13 protein-coding genes are annotated in these 20252 nt (G+C 47.0%); 11 read left to right on the forward strand and 2 right to left on the reverse strand.

Annotation, left to right across the window (positions count from 1 at the left end):
• Positions 1-152 precede the first annotated feature (152 nt).
• Positions 153-1871 (reverse strand): methyl-accepting chemotaxis protein, encoded by a 1719-nt coding sequence (locus ACO0KY_RS09135; protein ID WP_423045429.1) that lies wholly within the window; start codon positions 1869-1871, stop codon positions 153-155.
• Positions 1872-2363: 492 nt separating this feature from the next.
• Between ACO0KY_RS09135 and queE the strand changes: the two genes are divergently transcribed.
• From queE to ACO0KY_RS09175, 8 genes are all read left to right on the forward strand, one after another.
• The gene (gene queE, locus ACO0KY_RS09140) at positions 2364-2999 is read left to right on the forward strand and encodes a 7-carboxy-7-deazaguanine synthase (protein WP_422989198.1); all 636 of its coding nucleotides are present in this window, start codon (positions 2364-2366) and stop codon (positions 2997-2999) included.
• A gap of 7 nt (positions 3000-3006) precedes the next feature.
• Positions 3007-3450 (forward strand): 6-carboxytetrahydropterin synthase QueD, encoded by a 444-nt coding sequence (gene queD / locus ACO0KY_RS09145; protein ID WP_423045432.1) that lies wholly within the window; start codon positions 3007-3009, stop codon positions 3448-3450.
• A 7-nt stretch (positions 3451-3457) separates the two neighbouring features.
• Positions 3458-4012 (forward strand): tRNA adenosine(34) deaminase TadA, encoded by a 555-nt coding sequence (gene tadA, locus ACO0KY_RS09150; RefSeq protein ID WP_423045653.1) that lies wholly within the window; start codon positions 3458-3460, stop codon positions 4010-4012.
• A 9-nt stretch (positions 4013-4021) separates the two neighbouring features.
• On the forward strand, positions 4022-4948 hold the full coding sequence (locus ACO0KY_RS09155) for an LD-carboxypeptidase (protein ID WP_423045434.1): 927 nt from the start codon (positions 4022-4024) through the stop codon (positions 4946-4948).
• Positions 4949-5289: 341 nt separating this feature from the next.
• Positions 5290-6600 (forward strand): MdtA/MuxA family multidrug efflux RND transporter periplasmic adaptor subunit, encoded by a 1311-nt coding sequence (locus tag ACO0KY_RS09160; RefSeq protein WP_423045436.1) that lies wholly within the window; start codon positions 5290-5292, stop codon positions 6598-6600.
• Positions 6601-6615: 15 nt separating this feature from the next.
• The gene (locus tag ACO0KY_RS09165) at positions 6616-9717 is read left to right on the forward strand and encodes an MdtB/MuxB family multidrug efflux RND transporter permease subunit (protein ID WP_423045438.1); all 3102 of its coding nucleotides are present in this window, start codon (positions 6616-6618) and stop codon (positions 9715-9717) included.
• A complete protein-coding gene (locus ACO0KY_RS09170; RefSeq protein ID WP_423045440.1) occupies positions 9714-12806 on the forward strand; it encodes a multidrug efflux RND transporter permease subunit in 3093 nt (1030 codons plus the stop codon). The genes ACO0KY_RS09165 and ACO0KY_RS09170 overlap by 4 nt, the downstream gene beginning before the upstream one ends.
• Before the next feature lie 11 nt (positions 12807-12817).
• Positions 12818-14215 carry an efflux transporter outer membrane subunit gene (locus ACO0KY_RS09175; RefSeq protein ID WP_423045442.1) on the forward strand — a complete coding sequence of 466 codons (1398 nt, stop codon included), beginning with the start codon at positions 12818-12820 and terminating at the stop codon, positions 14213-14215.
• Positions 14216-14297: 82 nt separating this feature from the next.
• Here the strand turns inward: ACO0KY_RS09175 and ACO0KY_RS09180 are convergent, their stop codons facing one another.
• Positions 14298-15962, reverse strand: a complete 1665-nt coding sequence (locus ACO0KY_RS09180; RefSeq protein WP_423045444.1) for an MFS transporter — start codon at positions 15960-15962, stop codon at positions 14298-14300.
• A gap of 319 nt (positions 15963-16281) precedes the next feature.
• On the opposite strand from ACO0KY_RS09180, the gene ACO0KY_RS09185 reads away from it, so the two are divergent.
• The 3 genes from ACO0KY_RS09185 (at position 16282) to ACO0KY_RS09195 (ending at position 20250) form a co-directional block, all read left to right on the forward strand.
• A complete protein-coding gene (locus tag ACO0KY_RS09185; protein ID WP_423045446.1) occupies positions 16282-17460 on the forward strand; it encodes an acetyl-CoA C-acyltransferase in 1179 nt (392 codons plus the stop codon).
• A gap of 115 nt (positions 17461-17575) precedes the next feature.
• Complete coding sequence (locus ACO0KY_RS09190) at positions 17576-19393, forward strand: acyl-CoA dehydrogenase (RefSeq protein ID WP_423045448.1); 1818 nt, start codon at positions 17576-17578, stop codon at positions 19391-19393.
• Between the two features lie 65 nt (positions 19394-19458).
• Positions 19459-20250, forward strand: a complete 792-nt coding sequence (locus tag ACO0KY_RS09195) for an SDR family oxidoreductase (protein ID WP_423045450.1) — start codon at positions 19459-19461, stop codon at positions 20248-20250.
• Positions 20251-20252 lie beyond the last annotated feature (2 nt).

Below are 20252 nucleotides of genomic sequence, written 5' to 3' on the forward strand. Positions count from 1 at the left end.
ATTTGATTTCATTGTATATTTTTCCAATGTAATTATTGGGTGGGAATGATTTGATGTCTGGCAACACCAGGTATTGATTGGCAGAGACACCCCAGAAGCCCGCATCGTTGCGGGCTTTTTGTGTTTGACGTGTTATGTTGATTCACGTTGGTTTAAAACTCAACCCAGTCCTTGTCAGTGTTTGCCATTTTTTCTCTTTTCTTTGGTGGCAGGGCGGGCACCATTTTGAGCTTTCTTTGATTTGGAGTGCTGGCTGGTTTAATTGCTACCGTTTTTTTTAGTTTTAGAGGTTGTTGGCTTTTGGGATTTCTATCCGGATCATGGTTGATTTTAAATGAATGCACCAGTTTTTCGAGTTCAGCGGCTTGTTCATTGAGTGATTGTGACGCTGCTGCAGCTTCTTCGACCAAAGCGGCATTTTGCTGTGTGGTTTCGTCAATTTGGGCAATTGCCATATGGATCTGATCGATGCCGCTGGTCTGTTCCTGGCTGGCATTCGTAATTTCACTAATCACAGCTGATACACGTTGGACGCTGATGACAACTTCTTGTATCGTGGCGCCAGCTTCATCTACCATCTTCGCGCCATTGGCTACTTTTTCTACGGTGTCTGAGATCAGGGTTTTAATTTCTTTGGCGGCAGTGGCGCTGCGTTGTGCCAGGTTGCGGACTTCACTGGCGACGACTGCAAAGCCGCGACCTTGTTCTCCTGCACGTGCGGCTTCAACGGCGGCATTCAACGCGAGAATATTAGTCTGGAATGCAATGCCGTCGATGACGCTAATAATGTCGACGATTTTTTTCGATGAATCATTAATCGAACCCATGGTTGCGATGACGTCGCCCACCATTTTTCCACCTTTGCCGGCGACTTCAGACGCATTGCTGGCAAGTTGATTTGCCTGGAGTGAATTCTCGGCATTTTGTTTTACGGTGCTGGTTAATTCTTCCATTGATGAGGCGGTTTCTTCCAGTGAGCTGGCTTGTAACTCAGAGCGTGACGATAATTCCATATTTCCGGTGGAAATTTCGGCTGACGCATTGGCTATTGTTTCTGCGCCGCGAGCGACTTTACCCACAATGTCAGCGAAGTTGTCGCGCATGGTTTTGATGGCATAAATGAGACTGTTCGTTTGCGCTTTACTGACATTAATTTCTACTGTCAGATCGCCAGTAGCAATCTGCGCAGCCACTTTGTTGACGTAGCTTGGTTCTGCGCCAAGTTGGCGTAACAAAGAGCGGGTGATTAAGGTGCCTATGATTGCCGCGCATCCGATGGCTGCAAACGACAATAGCAGGATGAGTGAGCGCAAATTGGCATAGGCCTCTGCCGCAGCTAATTCATCATTTTTATTTTTCTCACGTTGTAAATTGATAAATTGGTGAATGTGATCTTGCCATATGCTGGTTGCTGGATTTGCGACTTTTAATAAGAAGTCGACGCCAGCTTGTTTGTCTTGTTTTGCGAGTTCAAGAAAGTGATTATTTTTTGGTCTGGCGTCAGTCATATCCCGTTCTATGTCAGCAACGAAATCCAGACCTTTTTGATCCAGTGGCATTTTCTTTAAATCGGCAAACGCTTTGTTATATTCTTCTCTGGCAGCACCGATTTTGGGAAATTCGTGATCGTAGGTGGCCTGATCAGAAATCAGTGCCATTGATCTGATGACGCGTGACACAACATGAACAGAATTGGACATGTCTTCAAGTAATGCCATTTTGACGGCATTGACTTCAGTGACATGTTTTAATTTATCGTTGGTGACTGACATTCCATAAAGTCCGAGGGCTGAAATGATCGCTAAAAGAGCAAGGACTGAAGCGTATCCGGCGATCATTTTTGCTTTGACTGTCAAGGCTGAGAATTTCATTTTTGCCACCATTGAATTAAGTTGGTCGTTAGCAACTTATGATCTGCGTTTCGCGACACTGCTTATGTGATGTTGCCGTATATCAATATGTCACAGGAAATGTAAAATGAAAGTGGAGAAATGTTAATTCAGTGATTGTGCAATCATGGTTTGCAATTGCCATTGCAAAAGGTCTATGCGGCTTGGATGGGGTAGTGTCGATTGTTGAAATATAAAATTTGATTTTCTAAAATTTAAAGTGGCAAAAAACGCTTGATTAAAACGTTGGCGATGGAATGCTTAAACAGCACAAAAAGAAGAAGTAGGCAAGTTTGTTCTGCGGCTGTGGTATCATTCACGGTTCAGCGTAATTTATGTGGTTTTCTGGCATAAATTATTTCATCTGGCATTCATCATCCAAATTATTCCGGTTTGCATAGCAAAACAGCATTGATTTATCGTATTGGTGAGCCTGGACGGTCTTGTGGGCCATTAGATTCCTGGGAATAAGACGTGACCTATAGCGTCAAAGAAATTTTTTACACTTTGCAGGGCGAGGGCAATCATGCCGGGCGTCCGGCCGTGTTTTGCCGTTTTTCTGGTTGTAATTTATGGACTGGACGTGAAGAAGATCGTTCGTCGGCGGTGTGTCAGTTTTGTGATACCGATTTTGTAGGGACCGATGGTGAGGGTGGTGGCAAATTTAAGCAGGCGCAAGAGCTTGCGGCGACTATCAATGCTTTGTGGCCACAATCGTATCCTGCCAGTAAATATGTGGTATTCACTGGTGGTGAGCCGCTGTTGCAATTGGATGCAGCGCTGATTGATGCCATGCACGCAGTTGGCTTTGAAATTGCCATTGAAACGAATGGCACTTTGCCAGTACCTGAAGGGGTTGATTGGGTTTGCGTCAGTCCTAAGATGGGCTCGCAGCTTGTTGTGCACAAGGGTAATGAGATTAAAGTCGTTATCCCGCAATTTGGTCAGGATATGGCAGCATATGCTAATCTTGATTTTGAACATTACTTTGTACAGGCAATGGATGGTCCTTTGAGGGATGATAATCTGCGTCGTGCAATTGACTTCTGCAAACAGCATCCACAATGGAAGCTGAGTTTGCAGACACATAAACTTTTACAAATTCCGTAAGCTTTTCATGTTAACGATTACCCGAAAAATGGAATTCGATGCAGGTCATCGTATTCCCGATCACAGCAGCCAGTGTCGTAATTTGCACGGTCACCGCTATACCTTGCAAATTACCTTGATCGGTGAAGTGGTGCAGCAGGACGGTGAGTCCGATAATGGCATGATTATGGACTTTGGTGATATCAAGGCGCTCGCCAATAAACATCTGGTCAATTTGTGGGACCATTCCTTCATCGTCTATGAGAAGGATTACATTATCAAAAATTTCTTAGAGAAATTGCCTGGCCATAAAACGGTGGTAATCGATCGCGTACCCACTGTCGAAAATTTGGCAAAAATTGCTTTTGATATTTTGAAAGATGTGTATCAGGATCATTTTGGTCGTAGCTTGAAACTGGCGAAGGTAACGCTCTATGAAACGCCCAATTGCTGGGCTGAGATCGACGGATAATTTTGTGATGCAAGACAATAATCTGAATGCTGTTCCTGGTCATGTTGGTCATGCTGATCAGGCAGCTTCAGATATTTTTTTTATGCGCGCCGCTTGTGAACAGGCACAGTTGGCGTGGAATGAAGGCGAGGTTCCTGTTGGCGCGGTGGTCGTGAAAGATGGTATTGTTATCGCTACTGGTTACAATAGACCCATCGTTGATCATGATCCGACAGCGCACGCTGAAATTATGGCTTTGCGCCGCGCTGCCGAAGTTTTGGGCAATTATCGCTTACCTGGTTGCGAACTGTATGTCACGTTGGAGCCATGCGTCATGTGCGCCGGAGCGATGATGCATGCGCGATTGGCGCGCGTCGTATTTGGCGCGACTGATGCCAAAACGGGTGTTGCGGGATCTGTGCTGAATATTTTTGAGCAATCACAATTGAATCATCACACGCAGGTCAGCGGCGGCGTTTTGGCTGAAGAATGTGCGCAATTACTAAAAGATTTTTTTGCCAGCCGACGTCGTGAAGTCGCAGAAAAAAAACGTCAGGCTAAATCCGAAATTCCATCTATTTGAGTTTTCTCCATGCAAACCACGATTGCAACAGCAGCGACTCCTATTTCTCATTTAAAAATTGCCATTGTTGCGCCAAGTGGTGCGCCTCTTGATGAAGATGCGGTCATCCGGGGCATCACTTTTTTGCGTCAATGTGGCCATCAGGTTCACAGTTATTATCACCCCGAAGAAAAATTTCAACGTTTTGCAGCCAGTGATCAACTGCGTGTTGAGCAGATGCATGCGGCCGCCTCAAATCCTGATGTGGATGTGGTGATCGCTTTGCGTGGTAGTTATGGCTTTTCACGCATACTCCCGTATTTGAATCTGGATTTATTGGCGAAGAGTGGGAAGAAATTTGTTGGTTATAGCGATTTCACATTAATGCATCAGGCGATGTTGGCGCGCGGCGTGAAAAGTGTCGCAGGGCCTATGCTGGGTGATTTTAGTCATTCTGATAATGTGTCCGACTATACGGTAAGCCAGTTTTTTGCCTGTTTATCTGGTACTCAACATAGCGTTGAATTTGTGAGTGAGGGTACGCCCGACCTGCAAATCCAAGGGCGTTTATGGGGCGGTAATCTGGCGATGTTGGTGCATACCCTGGGTACTCCATATTGGACGCAACTGGAAGACGGGATTTTATTTCTGGAAGATATCGGCGAGCATCCTTACAGAGTAGAGCGCATGCTGTTGCAATTGCATTTTGCTGGTGTTCTGGCAAAACAGAAGGCAATCGTTCTTGGTGATTTTTCTGGTTATCGGTTGGCACCTCATGACAATGGCTACGACTTTGCTGAAATGCTAAAGTATGTACGCAGTATTCTTTCTATCCCGGTATTGACCGGTCTTCCATTTGGACATATTCGCGATCATGCCAGCCTGGTAGTTGGCAGTGATGTAACCCTGCAAGTTGTGCAAGAAAAAGCGACACTAACAATGCAATATTTATTTTGAACTTTTTACTTGCTTGACTATCTCAGGCTGGTAACTCATGTTTGTTTGAGGGCATATGCAAAATCATTGATATTTTGCATATGCCCTCAATGTTTATGATCAACAATTTTTTTGCTGGCGTTTGATGCTGTCACATGATTTTCTTGAAACAACTCTATACAAAGGGACGGTTGCTTTTCGATTAATGCCTCCCCTATGATATAAGCCCTTTATTGTGCCGCGCCGTTTTGCTTGCGTGCTATTCGAGATTGCAAAAAAACGCTCTTAATATCTGCTATTTATCTGCTATTTGCTCATTTTGTTGCAAAAAAATGAAATCTACTTTTTCTGAAAAAATAATCATGTCAGACTCTAATAATAAATTTTCTCGGGGCATGCGCTATGCCGTTACTGCGGTCGTGATTGCTGGAGTTGTATCAGGTATTTGGTGGATTACACATAAGCAGCCAGCCGCAGCTGGTGGTTGGCAGGGAAAAGGCGGGATGCCAGTCGCGGTTGGTATAGCAGCGGTAGTCAAACAAGATGCGCCTTTGCAAATGGCGGCTTTGGGCACAGTAAATTCAACTTACACAGTCACAGTTCGGAGTCGCGTGGATGGGCAGTTGGAAAAAGTTCATTTTGTTGAAGGGCAGTTAGTTAAGCAAGGGCAGCTGCTTGCTGAGTTAGATGCGCGTCCATATCAGGCAGCGTTGATGCAGGCAGAGGGACAGTTGCTGCGTGATCAGGCTTTATTGAAAAATGCCCAATTGGATTTGCAACGTTATCGTCAGTTATTGGCGCAAAATTCGATCGCTAAGCAACAGGTCGATACGCAAGAAGCCTTGGAGCAGCAATATCAGGGGACGGTCAAAAACGACCAGGGTATTGTCGAAAATGCTAAATTGCAATTAAGTTATAGCCGCATTACCGCGCCCGTAACTGGCCGCGTTGGTTTGCGCCAGGTGGATCCCGGCAATATTGTTCATTCTAGTGACGCGAATGGCGTGGTTGTGATTACACAAATTGATCCTATCAATGTTTTGTTCTCAGTCCCGGAAACAAGTCTGAGCAATGTTCTGGCTGCTTCACAAGAGGCAAATGGGCAATTGAAAGTGGAAGTATGGGACAGAGATAATAAACACAAAATTGCTGAAGGAATGTTATTAGCGATCGATAATCAGCTTAATACTGCAACTGGCACGGTGAATCTGAAGGCGAAATTTTCAAATGAAAAACAAAACCTGTTTCCAAATCAATTTGTCAATGTGCATTTACAGTTAGGCGCCAGAACAAACGTTCTTACAGTGCCAACGCCGGCAATACAACTTGGTAAAGTTGGTAGCTATGTTTATATCGTCAACGAAGATTCCACAGTGAGTATAAGTAAAGTTGTGTCTGGCCCTGTGTCAGGTGACAACACGATTATCGAAAGCGGTTTGCAAGCAGGTCAAAAAGTCGTAATCGACGGTCTGGATAAACTGCGAGAAGGCGCCAAAGTGAAGCTGGTTGATCGTAATGCCAAGCCTGATGCGGGTGGCGACGATGCATCCCGGGGGCATGGGAAGAATCGTAAAGGTGGAGCGAACGCCACTGGCAGTTCCTCTGCATCGGCTTCAGTATCTGCAGCATCACATGCAGTATCCCAGTCAGCATCAGCCCCAGCCACAAATTAAACGCAAGGAAATTGCATGAATCCTTCTCGCCCGTTTATTTTGCGGCCAGTCGCGACCACTTTATTGATGATCGCGATTATGTTGACAGGCTTGCTGGCCTGGCGTTTGTTGCCCGTCTCAGCACTTCCCGAAGTTGACTATCCGACGATCCAGGTTGTTACTCTTTATCCAGGAGCCAGCCCTGATGTGATTACTTCCTCTGTGACCGCACCTCTGGAGCGACAATTCGGTCAGATGCCTGGTTTGTCGCAAATGTCATCGTCCAGCTCCGGTGGCGCCTCAGTCATTACTTTGCAATTTAGTCTGGATCAGACACTGGATGTGGCGGAACAAGAAGTCCAGGCAGCCATCAATGCCGCAAGTAATTTGTTGCCGAACGATTTACCGAATCCACCGATTTACAATAAGGTTAATCCGGCAGATACGCCTATCATGGCGATTTCTATCAGTTCGCCGACACTGCCTTTGACCAAAGTTGAGGATTTGGTTGATACCCGTCTGGCACAAAAAATTTCACAGGTGCCTGGTGTTGGTTTAGTGAGTATTAGTGGTGGTCAGCGGCCAGCGGTGCGGGTGCAGACAAATACGCAGGCCCTGGCATATCGTGGATTAACTCTGGAAGACATTCGTACCGCAATTTCGAATGCTAACGTCAATCAGGCCAAAGGTAGTTTCGATGGTCCGTTGCAAGCCTCGACTGTGGATGGTAACGATCAGTTGAAGTCGGCGGAAGAGTATAAAGATGTCGTCGTGGCTTATCAGAATGGTTCCCCAGTGAGATTGCGCGATGTGGCAAAGGTGGTGGAGTCAGCAGAAAACGTTCACCTCGCAGCATGGGCGGGTGCGACACCCGCGATCATTTTGAATATCCAACGTCAACCAGGTGCTAACGTTATTAAAGTAACGGATAAGATCAAGGCCTTATTACCTCAGTTGAAAGCTGGTATGCCTGGTGCTGTCGATGTCGAAGTACTGACTGATCGCACACTCACGATACGTGCATCGGTTGAAGACGTGGAATTTGAATTGATGCTATCGGTCGCTCTGGTCGTCATGGTGATTTATATTTTCTTGCGCAATATTCCTGCAACGATTATTCCTGCCGTTGCCGTACCGCTGTCACTGGTAGGGACGTTTGGAGTAATGTACCTGACTGGTTTTTCAATCAATAATCTGACCTTGATGGCATTGACGATTGCGACTGGTTTTGTGGTCGATGATGCAATTGTGATGATTGAAAACATCGCCCGTTACATCGAAGAGGGCGAAGCGCCGATGGCGGCTGCTTTGAAAGGCTCCAAGCAAATTGGTTTTACGATTATTTCTCTGACGTTTTCGCTGATTGCCGTACTTATTCCTCTCTTGTTTATGGGGGATGTGGTAGGGCGTTTGTTCCGTGAATTTGCGATTACTTTGGCAGTGTCGATTTTGATTTCAGCGTTCATTTCGTTGACGCTCACGCCGATGATGTGCGCGCGTTTGCTCAAGCATGTACCGGAAGAAAAACAGGGACGTTTTTACCATGCAAGCGGACAGTTTTTCGATAACATCATTGCGTACTACGGCAAAATGTTGCAGTGGGTATTGAATCGTCAAGCGTTGACCTTGTTGGTAGCGTTGGGCACCTTGGTATTGACAGCAGTATTGTACATATGGGTACCTAAAGGTTTCTTCCCGCTCCAAGATACTGGTGCGATTCAAGGTATCAGTGAAGCATCGCAATCCATTTCATTCTCTGCTATGGCAGCGCAGCAAGAGGCTCTGGCAAAGAAAATTCTGCAAGATCCAGCGGTGGAAAGTTTGTCGTCTTTTATTGGTGTTGATGGTGCGAATGCCTCTTTGAATAGTGGTCGTTTGCTGATCAATCTGAAACCTAAAGAAAGCCGCGACAATATCCGGACGGTCAATGATAGGTTGCAAAAAGTAGTCAGTGACATACCAGGCATGTCTTTGTATTTGCAACCAGTACAAGACTTGAGTATTGATGCACGGGTTAGCAGGACGCAGTACCAATTCACCTTACAAGCAACGAATCCAGAAGATTTATCCACCTGGACACCGAAACTCATTGAAACTTTGCAGAAATTGCCAGCTTTGGCAGATGTCGCCAGCGATTTGCAAGACAAGGGTTTGCAAGCCTATGTGAAGATCAATCGTGATACGGCTTCACGATTAGGTGTGACGACGGCAGCGATTGATAATGCTTTGTATGACGCTTTTGGTCAGCGCTTGATTTCAACGATCTTCACCCAGACCAATCAATATCGGGTCGTGTTGGAGGCTGATCCTGCTGCGCAAAAAGGACCTTTGTCATTGAAAGGGATTTACGTTCCGACCTTGGCTGGTGGCCCGGTACCTTTGGATGCAGTCGCGACCATCGAGCAGCGTTCAGCATCATTAACAATCAATCATTTGGGACAATTCCCAACCGCAACCATTTCGTTCAATCTGGCGAAAGACGCATCTCTGGGCGAAGCTGTTGAAGCTATTCATCAGGCTGAGGCGCAGTTGGGAATGCCGGCGAGTATAGAAACGCGCTTCCAGGGTGCTGCGATGGCGTTCCAGGCTTCGCTTAGCAACACGCTATGGTTGATTCTGGCGGCGATTATCACCATGTATATCGTGCTGGGTGTTCTGTATGAAAGCTACATTCATCCGATTACGATTTTGTCGACCTTACCTTCCGCCGGTATTGGGGCATTGCTAGCCTTGTTGGTCAGTGGTACTGAACTGAGTGTGATTGCCATCATTGGTATTATTTTGTTGATTGGTATTGTGAAGAAAAACGCGATTATGATGATCGACTTTGCTCTGGAAGCTGAGCGTGATCATGGTATGGCGCCACGGGAGGCAATCTATCAGGCTTGCTTATTGCGTTTCAGACCAATTCTGATGACGACGATGGCAGCATTGCTTGGTGCCTTGCCACTGATGTTGGGTGGCGGTATGGGGTCTGAATTGCGTGCGCCACTGGGCATCACGATGGTTGGTGGTTTGATGGTGAGTCAGGTGCTGACCTTATTTACGACACCGGTTATTTACCTGGCATTTGATCGTCTGGCGCGTCGGTTTGGTAAGGTCTCCGTACCTGTTGTTGGTGATGAGGTCGAAGTATGATGTCCTCAGGACCGTTTATCCGACGTCCGATTGCCACCACGCTATTGACCTTGGCGATTTTTTTGGCGGGGATGCTGGCATTCAGATTGCTGCCGGTTTCTCCTTTGCCGCAAGTTGATTTTCCAACGATTTCAGTAAATGCTCGGCTCCCCGGTGCCAGCCCGGAGACCATGGCAGCCACTGTGGCGACGCCATTAGAGCGTGCTTTAGGGCGGATCGCGGGTGTAACCGAAATTACTTCTTCTAGTTCCCTTGGCTCGGCGAACATTACCCTGCAATTTGATTTGGACCGTGACATCAACGGCGCGGCACGTGACGTGCAAGCGGCGATTAATGCTGCACGTTCTTTGCTGCCAACTGGCATGCCAGCCAACCCAACTTATCGTAAAGTCAATCCGGCTGATGCGCCGATTATGATTATTGCACTGACGTCCGATTCTTTGACTCGAGGTCAGATGTATGACGCAGCCGATACGATCCTCGGTCAAAAGTTAGCGCAGGTGAGCGGTATTGGTAATGTGATTGTCGGAGGTGGTTCGCAACCAGCAGTCCGGGTGGCAGTCAATCCTTTGCAATTGAATCACTACGGTATAGGCATGGAGACGGTACGCGCAGCGATTACCACAACCAACGCCAATCGCCCAAAAGGTTTTATTGAAGATGAAACCCATCATTGGCAGGTGCAGGCGAATGACCAGGCAAAATTAGCTAAGGATTATTTGCCATTAATCGTGAGTTATAGCAAGGGTAATCCAGTTCGCATTTCCGATATTGCTGCAGTTAATGACTCTGTGTTGGACGTCAGAAATGCCGGTCTGTATGGTAAGCAACCAGCGGTTATGCTGATCTTATTCCGTCAGCCTGGCGCGAATATTATCGAGACCGTTGATCGTGTTAGTGCTTTACTTCCTAGTTTGAAAGCGTCTATTCCTGCCGCGATCAACATGGATGTGGTGATGGATAGAACACCGACGATTCGTGCCTCCTTGTTTGAGGTGGAGCGGTCACTGGTGATTTCTATTGGCTTGGTAATTCTGGTGGTATTTCTGTTTTTACGAAATGGAAGAGCTACAGCGATTCCGGCAATTACTGTCCCCGTGTCTTTGGTTGGTACGTTTGCAGTCATGTATATGGCTGGATTCTCGTTGAATAATCTGAGCTTAATGGCGTTGACCATTGCGACCGGATTTGTGGTCGACGACACGATCGTTGTTCTCGAGAATATTAGCCGTCATATCGAAAATGGTATGAGTCCATTTAATGCAGCCATTAAAGGTGCTAAAGAGGTAGGCTTTACGGTATTGTCGATGAGTATTTCGCTCATTGCCGTCTTTATTCCTATTTTGCTGATGGGTGGCATTATCGGTCGCTTGTTCCGCGAGTTTGCGGTGACTTTGTCGGTGGCGATTCTGGTGTCTCTCATTGTTTCTTTGACGACGACACCAATGTTGAGTGCATTGTGGCTCAAACCGCATAGTGAAGCGAAACACGGAAAACTATTTCAGTTTAGTGAGCGCGTATTTGCGTGGATGTTATCGGTGTACCACCGTTCCTTGAATTGGGCACTAAAGCACGGTCCCGTTATGATGGTGCTCTTGTTTGCAACGATTGCGTTGAACGTTTATCTTTACATTATCGTTCCTAAAGGCTTTTTTCCACAGCAAGATACCGGGCGCCTGAACGGTATGATACAAGCGGATCAAAGTATTTCGTTTCAGGCTATGCAGGTAAAGTTGAAACGTTTTATTGATGTCGTTGGTGCTGATCCCGCTGTCGATAAGGTCATCGGATTTACCGGTGGTGGACAAAGAAATACGGCAAATATGTTTGTTGCGCTAAAACCGCTGACCCAGAGAACGGAAACGGCCGATCAGGTGATTGCACGTTTGCGTAAGACTTTATCGAAAGAGCCTGGTGCGAGTTTATTTTTGCAGTCGGTACAAGATATTCGTATTGGTGGTCGTGCCAGCAATGCGCAGTATCAATATACTTTGCAAGGTGACAGCCTGGATGAACTTCGGTTGTGGGCGCCAAAAGTAGAAGCGGCGATGCGCAAGTTGCCGATGTTGGCCGATGTGAATACCGATCAGCAAACGAAAGGTTTGCAAACGAGTTTGGTGTTTGATCGTGATGCCATGGCACGTCTGGGACTAACGCAAAATCAGGTTGATTCTGTACTCAATGATGCTTTCGGTCAGCGTCAAGTGTCGACGATTTACAATGCGCTGAATCAATATCACGTGGTGCTGGAAGTGGCACCTGAATATTGGCAAAATTCAGAAGGTCTCAAAAGCATTTATATGCAGACACCGGGTGGTCAACCGATTCCGATTTCCGCGTTTGCACGTTGGGAACCAACCACGACTTCACTAGCTGTTAATCATCAAAGTCAGTTTGCAGCGACAACCATTTCATTTAATCTGCCTCCCGGAACTTCCTTGTCAGATGCGACCAAGGCAATTGACGGTGCACTGGCAGAAATAGGCTTGCCAACCTCAGTGCAAGGTAGTTTTCAGGGGAGTGCTAAGGGCTTTCAGGATTCACTCAGCAGTCAGCCATTCTTGATCTTGACAGCCCTGGTCGCAGTCTACATTGTTCTGGGTATGTTGTACGAAAGTGTCGTGCATCCGTTAACGATCTTGTCGACCTTGCCATCGGCTGGTGTTGGTGCGTTGTTAGCACTGATGGCGGCTGATTCTGAATTCAATATCATTGCTTTGATTGGTATTTTGTTGTTGATTGGTATTGTCAAAAAGAATGCGATCATGATGATTGACGTTGCTTTGACAGCCGAGCGAGAACAGAAATTACCTCCTGAGGAAGCAATCCTGCAAGCTTGTTTATTACGCTTCAGGCCAATTATGATGACAACACTTGCGGCATTGTTTGGCGCTCTGCCGCTTGCATTGGGGCATGGTGACGGTTCAGAAATGCGTACACCTTTAGGCATCTCAATCGTTGGCGGTTTGATCCTGAGCCAATTGCTGACTTTGTACACGACGCCGGTGGTTTATCTGTATTTAGATCGCTTCCGTTTATGGTGCCTGTCTTTCCGTCGCGGCGGACAAGTCGCTGTTGAAAAATATTAGGATTTATTGCTATGTCGAAAAAAATGTTTAGAACAATGTGTAAGCCGAAATTGATGGTCAGTCTGTTAGCGCTTGGTTTGTCAGCATGTGCAATTGGTCCTGATTACGTCAAGCCTAAAATCGATACACCAGCAAGTTTCAAAGAAGATGGCCGTTGGAAAACCGCGCAACCGATGGATGCTAGTCCACGTGATGCGTGGTGGGAGGTATATCAGGATGAGCAACTCAATAACCTGGTCAAGATTTTAAATGAACAAAGTCCGGGTATTGCTCAAGCTGAAGCACAATATCGTCAGACCAAAGAGTTGTTGAATCAGGCTGAGTCAAGTTTATTTCCGCAAATCACTGGTAATGCCGGGGCAAAGCGCGGCGTCAATGCTGGCGATGCCCCAGTGACAAAACAGTATTCAGTTGGCGTTGCTGCAAGCTGGCAAATTGATCTCTGGGGTAGTGTGCGACGCGCAATTGAGGCTGGTCAGGCCAAAGAAGAGGGAAGCGTCGCGCAATTGGCAGCGATTAAATTAAGTAGTCAGGCGCAATTAGTGACGGCTTATTTGCAGTTAGTGGTTGCCGATGTTCAGTTGAAGCAGTTGCGCGACAGTGAAAACGCATTAAATGAGACGCTGACTTTGACCAGTAATCAGTTTAAGGCTGGAATCGTTTCTGATGCCAACGTTGCGTTGGCAGAAAGCCAGTTAAAGACCGCGCGAGCAGCAACGATAGACAAGCAACTAACGCGCGCACAGTTGGAACATGCAATTGCCGCTGCCCTCGGTAAGCCACCAGCAAGCTTCGCATTGGATGTATCGAAGTCGACACCGCATTTACCCCAATTGCCGTCGGTGCTGCCATCTCAGCTTTTGGAGCGTCGCCCGGATATTGCAGTCGCTGAACGTAACATGGCAGTTTCAAATGCGCAAATTGGTATTGCTAAGGCAGCTTATTTCCCCACCATTAGCTTGTCTGCCAGCGGCGGCTATAACGGCAATGCATTTTCTGATTTGATTAGCGCTCCCAATCGTATCTGGTCCTTGGGGCCGCAATTGGTTGGTAATATTTTTGATGCAGGTGCCACCAAGTCTAAGACGGCGCAAGCAGTGGCGGTCTATGATCAAAGCGTTGCCAGTTATAAGCAAACGGTGTTGACCGCGTTTCAGAACGTCGAAGACGGTCTGGTAGCCCAGAGTTTGCTTGAGCAGGAAGAGCGTTTGCAAAACGAGGCGTTGCTTGCAGCGCAACGCTCTGAGCTGATTGCCAAAAACCAATATGCCGCGGGGACTGTGAGTTACATCAACGTTTTGACAGCGCAAACCACACGTATCAACGCTGAAGCAAGTTTGTGGAACGTCAGAAATCGTCAGTACGCTAACAGCGTCGCATTCATTGCTGCAATCGGTGGCAGCTGGTAATCCTGAAGTTGGACTGTATTAAAAAGCCGCTTGCATTTTATCTGCAAGCGGCTTTTTATTAAGGCTAAATTACTTTGCGGGATTAATCACCAGCATAAATGTCGTTATCTTTTGTTTCACGGATAAACAAAGCGCCAATCACAAATGTCGTTAAGGCAATTACGATTGGATACCACAGGCCATAGTAAATATCGCCTTTAAATGCGACCAGAGCAAAGGCAGTGGTTGGCAATAAACCACCAAACCAACCATTACCGATATGGTATGGTAATGACATAGATGTGTAGCGGATACGGGTCGGGAACATTTCTACCAGCATCGCTGCGATCGGACCGTACACCATCGTGACATAGATCACAAGGATGGTCAGGAGCAATAACACCATAGGCTTATTGATTTGCTCTGAATCTGCTTTTGGTGGATACCCAGCCGCTTTAATCGCATCTGCAAGCTCTTTGGAGAATGCTTTGTCTTTCGCTGCGGCATCTTCTTTAGATAAACTAGCGGAACTATACGAAGTGAAAACTTTGTCGCCAACTTTGACTGTTGCAGGGGTTCCAGCTGGTGCTACTTCGTTGGAATAGTTGACTGATGCTGCAGCCAGTTTAGCTTTGACGATGTCACAGGAAGAGTTGAACTTCTTGGTGCCGGTAGGATTGAACTGAAATTGGCAATCTGCAGGATCAGCAGTAACCACAACCGGTGCATTTTTCAATGCTGACTCTAATGCTGGATTTGCATAGTGTGTCAGTGCGCTGAAAATCGGGAAGTAGGTGACTGCAGCAATTAAACAGCCTGCCAGAATGATAGGTTTGCGACCTATTTTGTCAGACAAGGTACCAAAGATAATAAAAAATGGTGTACCGATGACCAGAGAAGCTGCAATCAATAAGTTGGCGGTAGCACCGTCGACTTTTAATGTTTGCTGTAAGAAGAACAGTGCATAAAATTGGCCTGTGTACCAAACCACAGCTTGACCTGCAGTTAAACCAACCAAAGCCAGAATAACGATTTTAAGATTTTTCCATTGGCCGAATGATTCGGTCAAAGGTGCTTTAGAGGTTTTACCTTCAGCTTTCATCTTTGCAAAAGCTGGTGATTCATGCATGGATAAACGAATCCATACCGACACAGCCAGCAAGAATACCGAGACCAAGAACGGCACGCGCCATCCCCATGCAGAGAATGCTTCTTCGCCGATTGCCTGACGTGTACCCAGGATGACCAGCAGTGACAAAAATAAACCCAGCGTGGCTGTGGTCTGGATCCAGGCAGTGTATGCGCCACGTTTGCCATGTGGGGCATGTTCTGCGACGTAAGTGGCTGCACCACCGTATTCGCCACCTAAGGCTAGACCTTGCAAAATACGTAGCGACACCAGAATCACTGGTGCAGCCATGCCTATCGTTTCAAAGTTCGGTAACAAGCCAACGCAGAAGGTTGAACCACCCATGATCAGGATCGTCACCAGGAACGTGTATTTACGACCTATCATGTCGCCTAAACGTCCAAACACCAATGCGCCAAACGGTCGCACAATAAAACCTGCAGCGAAAGCCAGCAAAGCAAAAATGAATGCTGTATTAGGATCGGTGCCAGCAAAGAATTGTTTGGCAATAATGGCTGCTAAAGAGCCGTAGAGATAAAAGTCGTACCATTCAAAAACGGTGCCGAGGGAAGAAGCGAAAATCACTTTTCGTTCTTCCGCGGTCATGCCACCTGACGCGGAAATAGGTGCGGTTGCCATGCTTGTCTCCTGATTATGTTTTAAAGTATGTTGGCAAAGCGTGCTTATCGAAATTATTAATCACAGTTTTTGCACAGGCTGAGTGTGCGAGTTGAAACTTACGCGATACTGTCTTGAAACTTACAGAAGCTTACAATGTGGCAATGAAACGACGCAAATTTGTGTTTATGCGGCATTTTTTAGCTCAAATAAAAAAAATAAAATATTTTCGAACGGTCGTGCTATATTATGTTTTTAAGTCCAGAATCAGTTGGATGATTCGTTGGCGAAGGTGCTTTTCTGCTTTTTAAATTTACACATACTAAGATTGGAGACCCACATGTCTGATGCTGTCATTGTTTCTACCGCGCGTACTGGCCTGGCAAAATCCTGGAAAGGTGCTTTTAACATGACACATGGCGCCACTCTGGGTGGGCATGTGCTGGCCGCAGCGATTAGTCGCGCCGGGATAGCGGCTGATGAGGTTGAAGACGTGATTATTGGTTGTGCTACACCAGAAGGAGCGACTGGCAGCAATATCGCGCGTCAGATCGCTTTACGTGCCGGATGTCCGGTGACCACTGCGGGTATGACGGTCAATCGTTTTTGCTCATCTGGTCTGCAAACCATCGCTTTGGCAGCGCAGCGCATTATTGCTGGAGAAGGGGATGTCTACGCGGCAGGCGGTGTCGAATCAATCTCCTGTGTGCAAAATGAAGCCAATACGCATATGTTAGTTGAGACTTGGCTCAAGCAACACAAGCCAGAAGTTTATTGGCCTATGCTACAAACTGCAGAAACAGTTGCTAAGCGCTATAACATTTCGCGCGAGCGCCAGGATGAGTATGGTGTCAGAAGTCAGCTCCGCGCTGCTGCTGCACAAGCGCAAGGCTTATTTGATGCCGAGATCGTACCGATGACAACAATAATGGGCGTGGCAGACAAAGCTAGCGGCATGTTAACAACCCGTGAAGTGACCATTTCTTCCGATGAAGGCATTCGTGCAGACACTACTTTGGAAGCGGTTGCAAAGATTCGCTCGGCGGTTCCTGGTGGCGTGATTTCCGCTGGAAATGCGAGTCAGTTTTCGGACGGTGCGTCGGTTGCCGTGGTGATGAATAGCAAGCTGGCAGAAGCGAAAGGTTTGCAACCTTTGGGTATTTTCAGAGGTTTTGCGATTGCTGGTTGCGAACCGGATGAAATGGGTATCGGTCCAGTATTTGCGATTCCAAAGTTATTGAAAAAAGCTGGTTTAAAAGTCGAAGACATTGGCTTGTGGGAATTAAATGAAGCCTTTGCAGTACAGGTTTTGTACTGCGCAGACAAACTTGGTATTCCTATGGACAGGCTGAACGTCAATGGCGGTGCCATTGCTGTTGGGCACCCTTACGGCGTGTCTGGCGCGCGTCTGACAGGTCATGCTTTGATTGAAGGTAAGCGCCGTGGCGTTAAATATGTGGTCGTTACCATGTGTATCGGTGGCGGGCAGGGTGCCGCTGGCTTATTTGAGGTCGTTTGATTAAATTTCGCTAAACTAAGCTGACGTGTTCATTTTGGCAGGTTCATGCAATGGCGGGCGGTCATTTTGCCTTGCATGAATCTTTTTACAGGTTTGCTATTTTCTCAATAATGCCATGCAATCAAAAATCCTTTCCCGTCGCGACTTAGAATTTTTACTGTATGAATGGTTGGATGTTGAAGCATTAAATCAGCGTACACGTTTTGAAGATCATAATCGCGAAACCTTCAATGCTGCCTTAGATACTTGCGAACAAATTGCGACAGAATTGTTTGCCACGCACAACAAGAAAAACGACCAGAACGAGCCGCATTTCGATGGCGAGGTCGTGCATATGATTCCCGAAGTAAAGCAAGCATTGAACGCGTTTCGCGATGCGGGCTTGTTGGCAGCAGGGCAGGATTTTGAATATGGCGGTATGCAATTGCCGTGCGTTGTTGAAAAAGCCGGCTTTGCGTACTTCAAAGGTGCTAATGTTGGTACTGCCTCCTATCCTTTTTTGACGATAGGTAATGCCAATACCTTGCTTAAATGCGGTACGCCGGAGCAAATTAATTCGTTTGTCAAACCGATGCTGGAAGGTCGCTTTTTCGGCACCATGTGTTTGTCTGAACCGCAAGCGGGCTCCAGTCTGTCGGATATTGTTACGCGTGCTGAACCGCAAGAAGATGGTACGTATCGACTCACTGGCAACAAGATGTGGATCTCGGCCGGTGATCATGAATTATCAGAAAATATCGTTCATCTCGTCTTGGCCAAAGTTCCCGATGAAAATGGTCAATTAATCGCAGGGGTGAAAGGGATTTCATTATTCATCGTCCCCAAATATTTGCTCAATCTCGATGGTTCCAGCGGCGAACGTAACGATGTCGTATTAGCTGGATTGAACCATAAAATGGGATACCGTGGCACGACAAATTGTTTGCTCAATTTTGGCGAAGGTAAGTTCAAACCCTTAGGCAAAGCTGGTGCGGTAGGTTATCTGGTGGGAACCTTGCATCGTGGCCTCGGCAATATGTTCCATATGATGAACGAAGCGCGTATTGGTGTTGGATTAGGTGCCGTGATGCTGGGATATACCGGCTATTTGCATGCGCTGGACTACGCACGCAATCGTCCGCAGGGACGTTCGCCGTTGAATAAAGATCCGTCTGCACCTCAAATTCCAATTATTCAACATACTGACGTTAAGCGCATGTTGTTAGCCCAAAAATCCTATGTCGAAGGCGGCCTGGCATTGACTTTATATTGCGCCAGATTGGTCGACGAAGAACGTACAGCGACGACGTCAGAAGCGCGTCAGCATGCAGCGATGATTCTTGAAATTCTTACCCCGATTGCTAAGTCCTGGCCTTCACAATGGTGCTTGGAAGCGAATAATTTGGCGATTCAGGTGCATGGTGGTTATGGTTACACACGTGAATACAACGTAGAGCAGTTCTATCGGGATAATCGCCTTAATCCGATTCATGAAGGCACACATGGAATACAAGGGCTGGATTTGCTGGGACGTAAAGTCGTCATGCAAGACGGCGCAGCACTCGAAGCCATGGGGGAACTGATGCATAAGACGCTGATGCGCGCCGCTAATCAGCCGGAACTGGTTGCGTACGGTAAAGCGCTTGCGCGGGCTTTGCAGCGTTTGGCGCAAGTCACCAAACAATTACATGCTTGTGGTGACACAAATAAAACCTTAGCCAATGCATCAGCCTACCTGGAAGTGTTTGGGCATGCGGTGGTCGCCTGGATCTGGCTGGAACAAGCGTTATTGTGCATAGGCAAAGAACACCATCACGATGCGGATTTTTATGCAGGCAAACTGCAAGCTTGTAAATACTTCTTCCATTGGGAGTTGCCTAAGGTGCATCCATTACTCGATTTGCTTGGCAACATTGATACCACAACTTACGAAATGCAAGACAACTGGTTTTAAATCTAATTAACTTAGGCGAAACTCACTTGGCAACATCTCATCCCAATAACAATCGGAGAACAAGAATGAAAGCAGTCCGTACAGTTCAGGAATTATTTAATCTTAGTGGCAAGACCGCGTTGATCACAGGCGGCTCGCGTGGTCTGGGTTTGCAAATGGCAGAAGCTTTAGGTGAGCAGGGTGCAAAAATCGTAATTTCTTCTCGCAAGCAAGCTGAGTTGGATGAAGCGGTTGCACACTTGCAAAGTCGTGGAATAGAAGCGAGCGCGATCGCCGCTGATTTGTCGAAAGAAATAGCAGTAACCAGCCTAGTCGATGCGGCACTGGAAAAACTCGGACACATAGATATCCTGATCAACAATGCGGGCGCAACTTGGGGCGCCCCTGCTGAAGATCATCCTGTTGAAGCCTGGGATAAAGTCATGAATCTCAATGTCCGCAGCATCTTTTTATTGTCTCAGGCAGTTGGTAAACGTTCGATGATTCCACGCCGCTCTGGCCGTATCATCAATATTGCATCAATCGCTGGTTTGGGCGGTAACCCACCAGGTACCATGCAGACCATTGCTTACAACACATCGAAGGCGGCAGTCATCAACTTCACACGCGCACTGGCGGGTGAATGGGGTGTACATGGCATCACCGTGAATGCCATTGCACCGGGATTTTTCCCGTCCAAGATGACCAAAGGCATACTCGATCATCTGGGCGAAGAGAAGCTCGCCAAAGAAGCGCCGCTACAACGCATCGGTGACGACGAAGATTTGAAAGGCGCAGCCGTATTGTTTGCCTCTGACGCTGGCAAACACATTACTGGTCAGACGCTGGCGATTGATGGCGGTGTGTCTGCGGTGTAATG

The sequence above is a fragment of the Undibacterium sp. Dicai25W genome, assembly GCF_049340505.1.
GTDB classification, from domain to species: Bacteria; Pseudomonadota; Gammaproteobacteria; order Burkholderiales; family Burkholderiaceae_D; genus Undibacterium; species Undibacterium jejuense.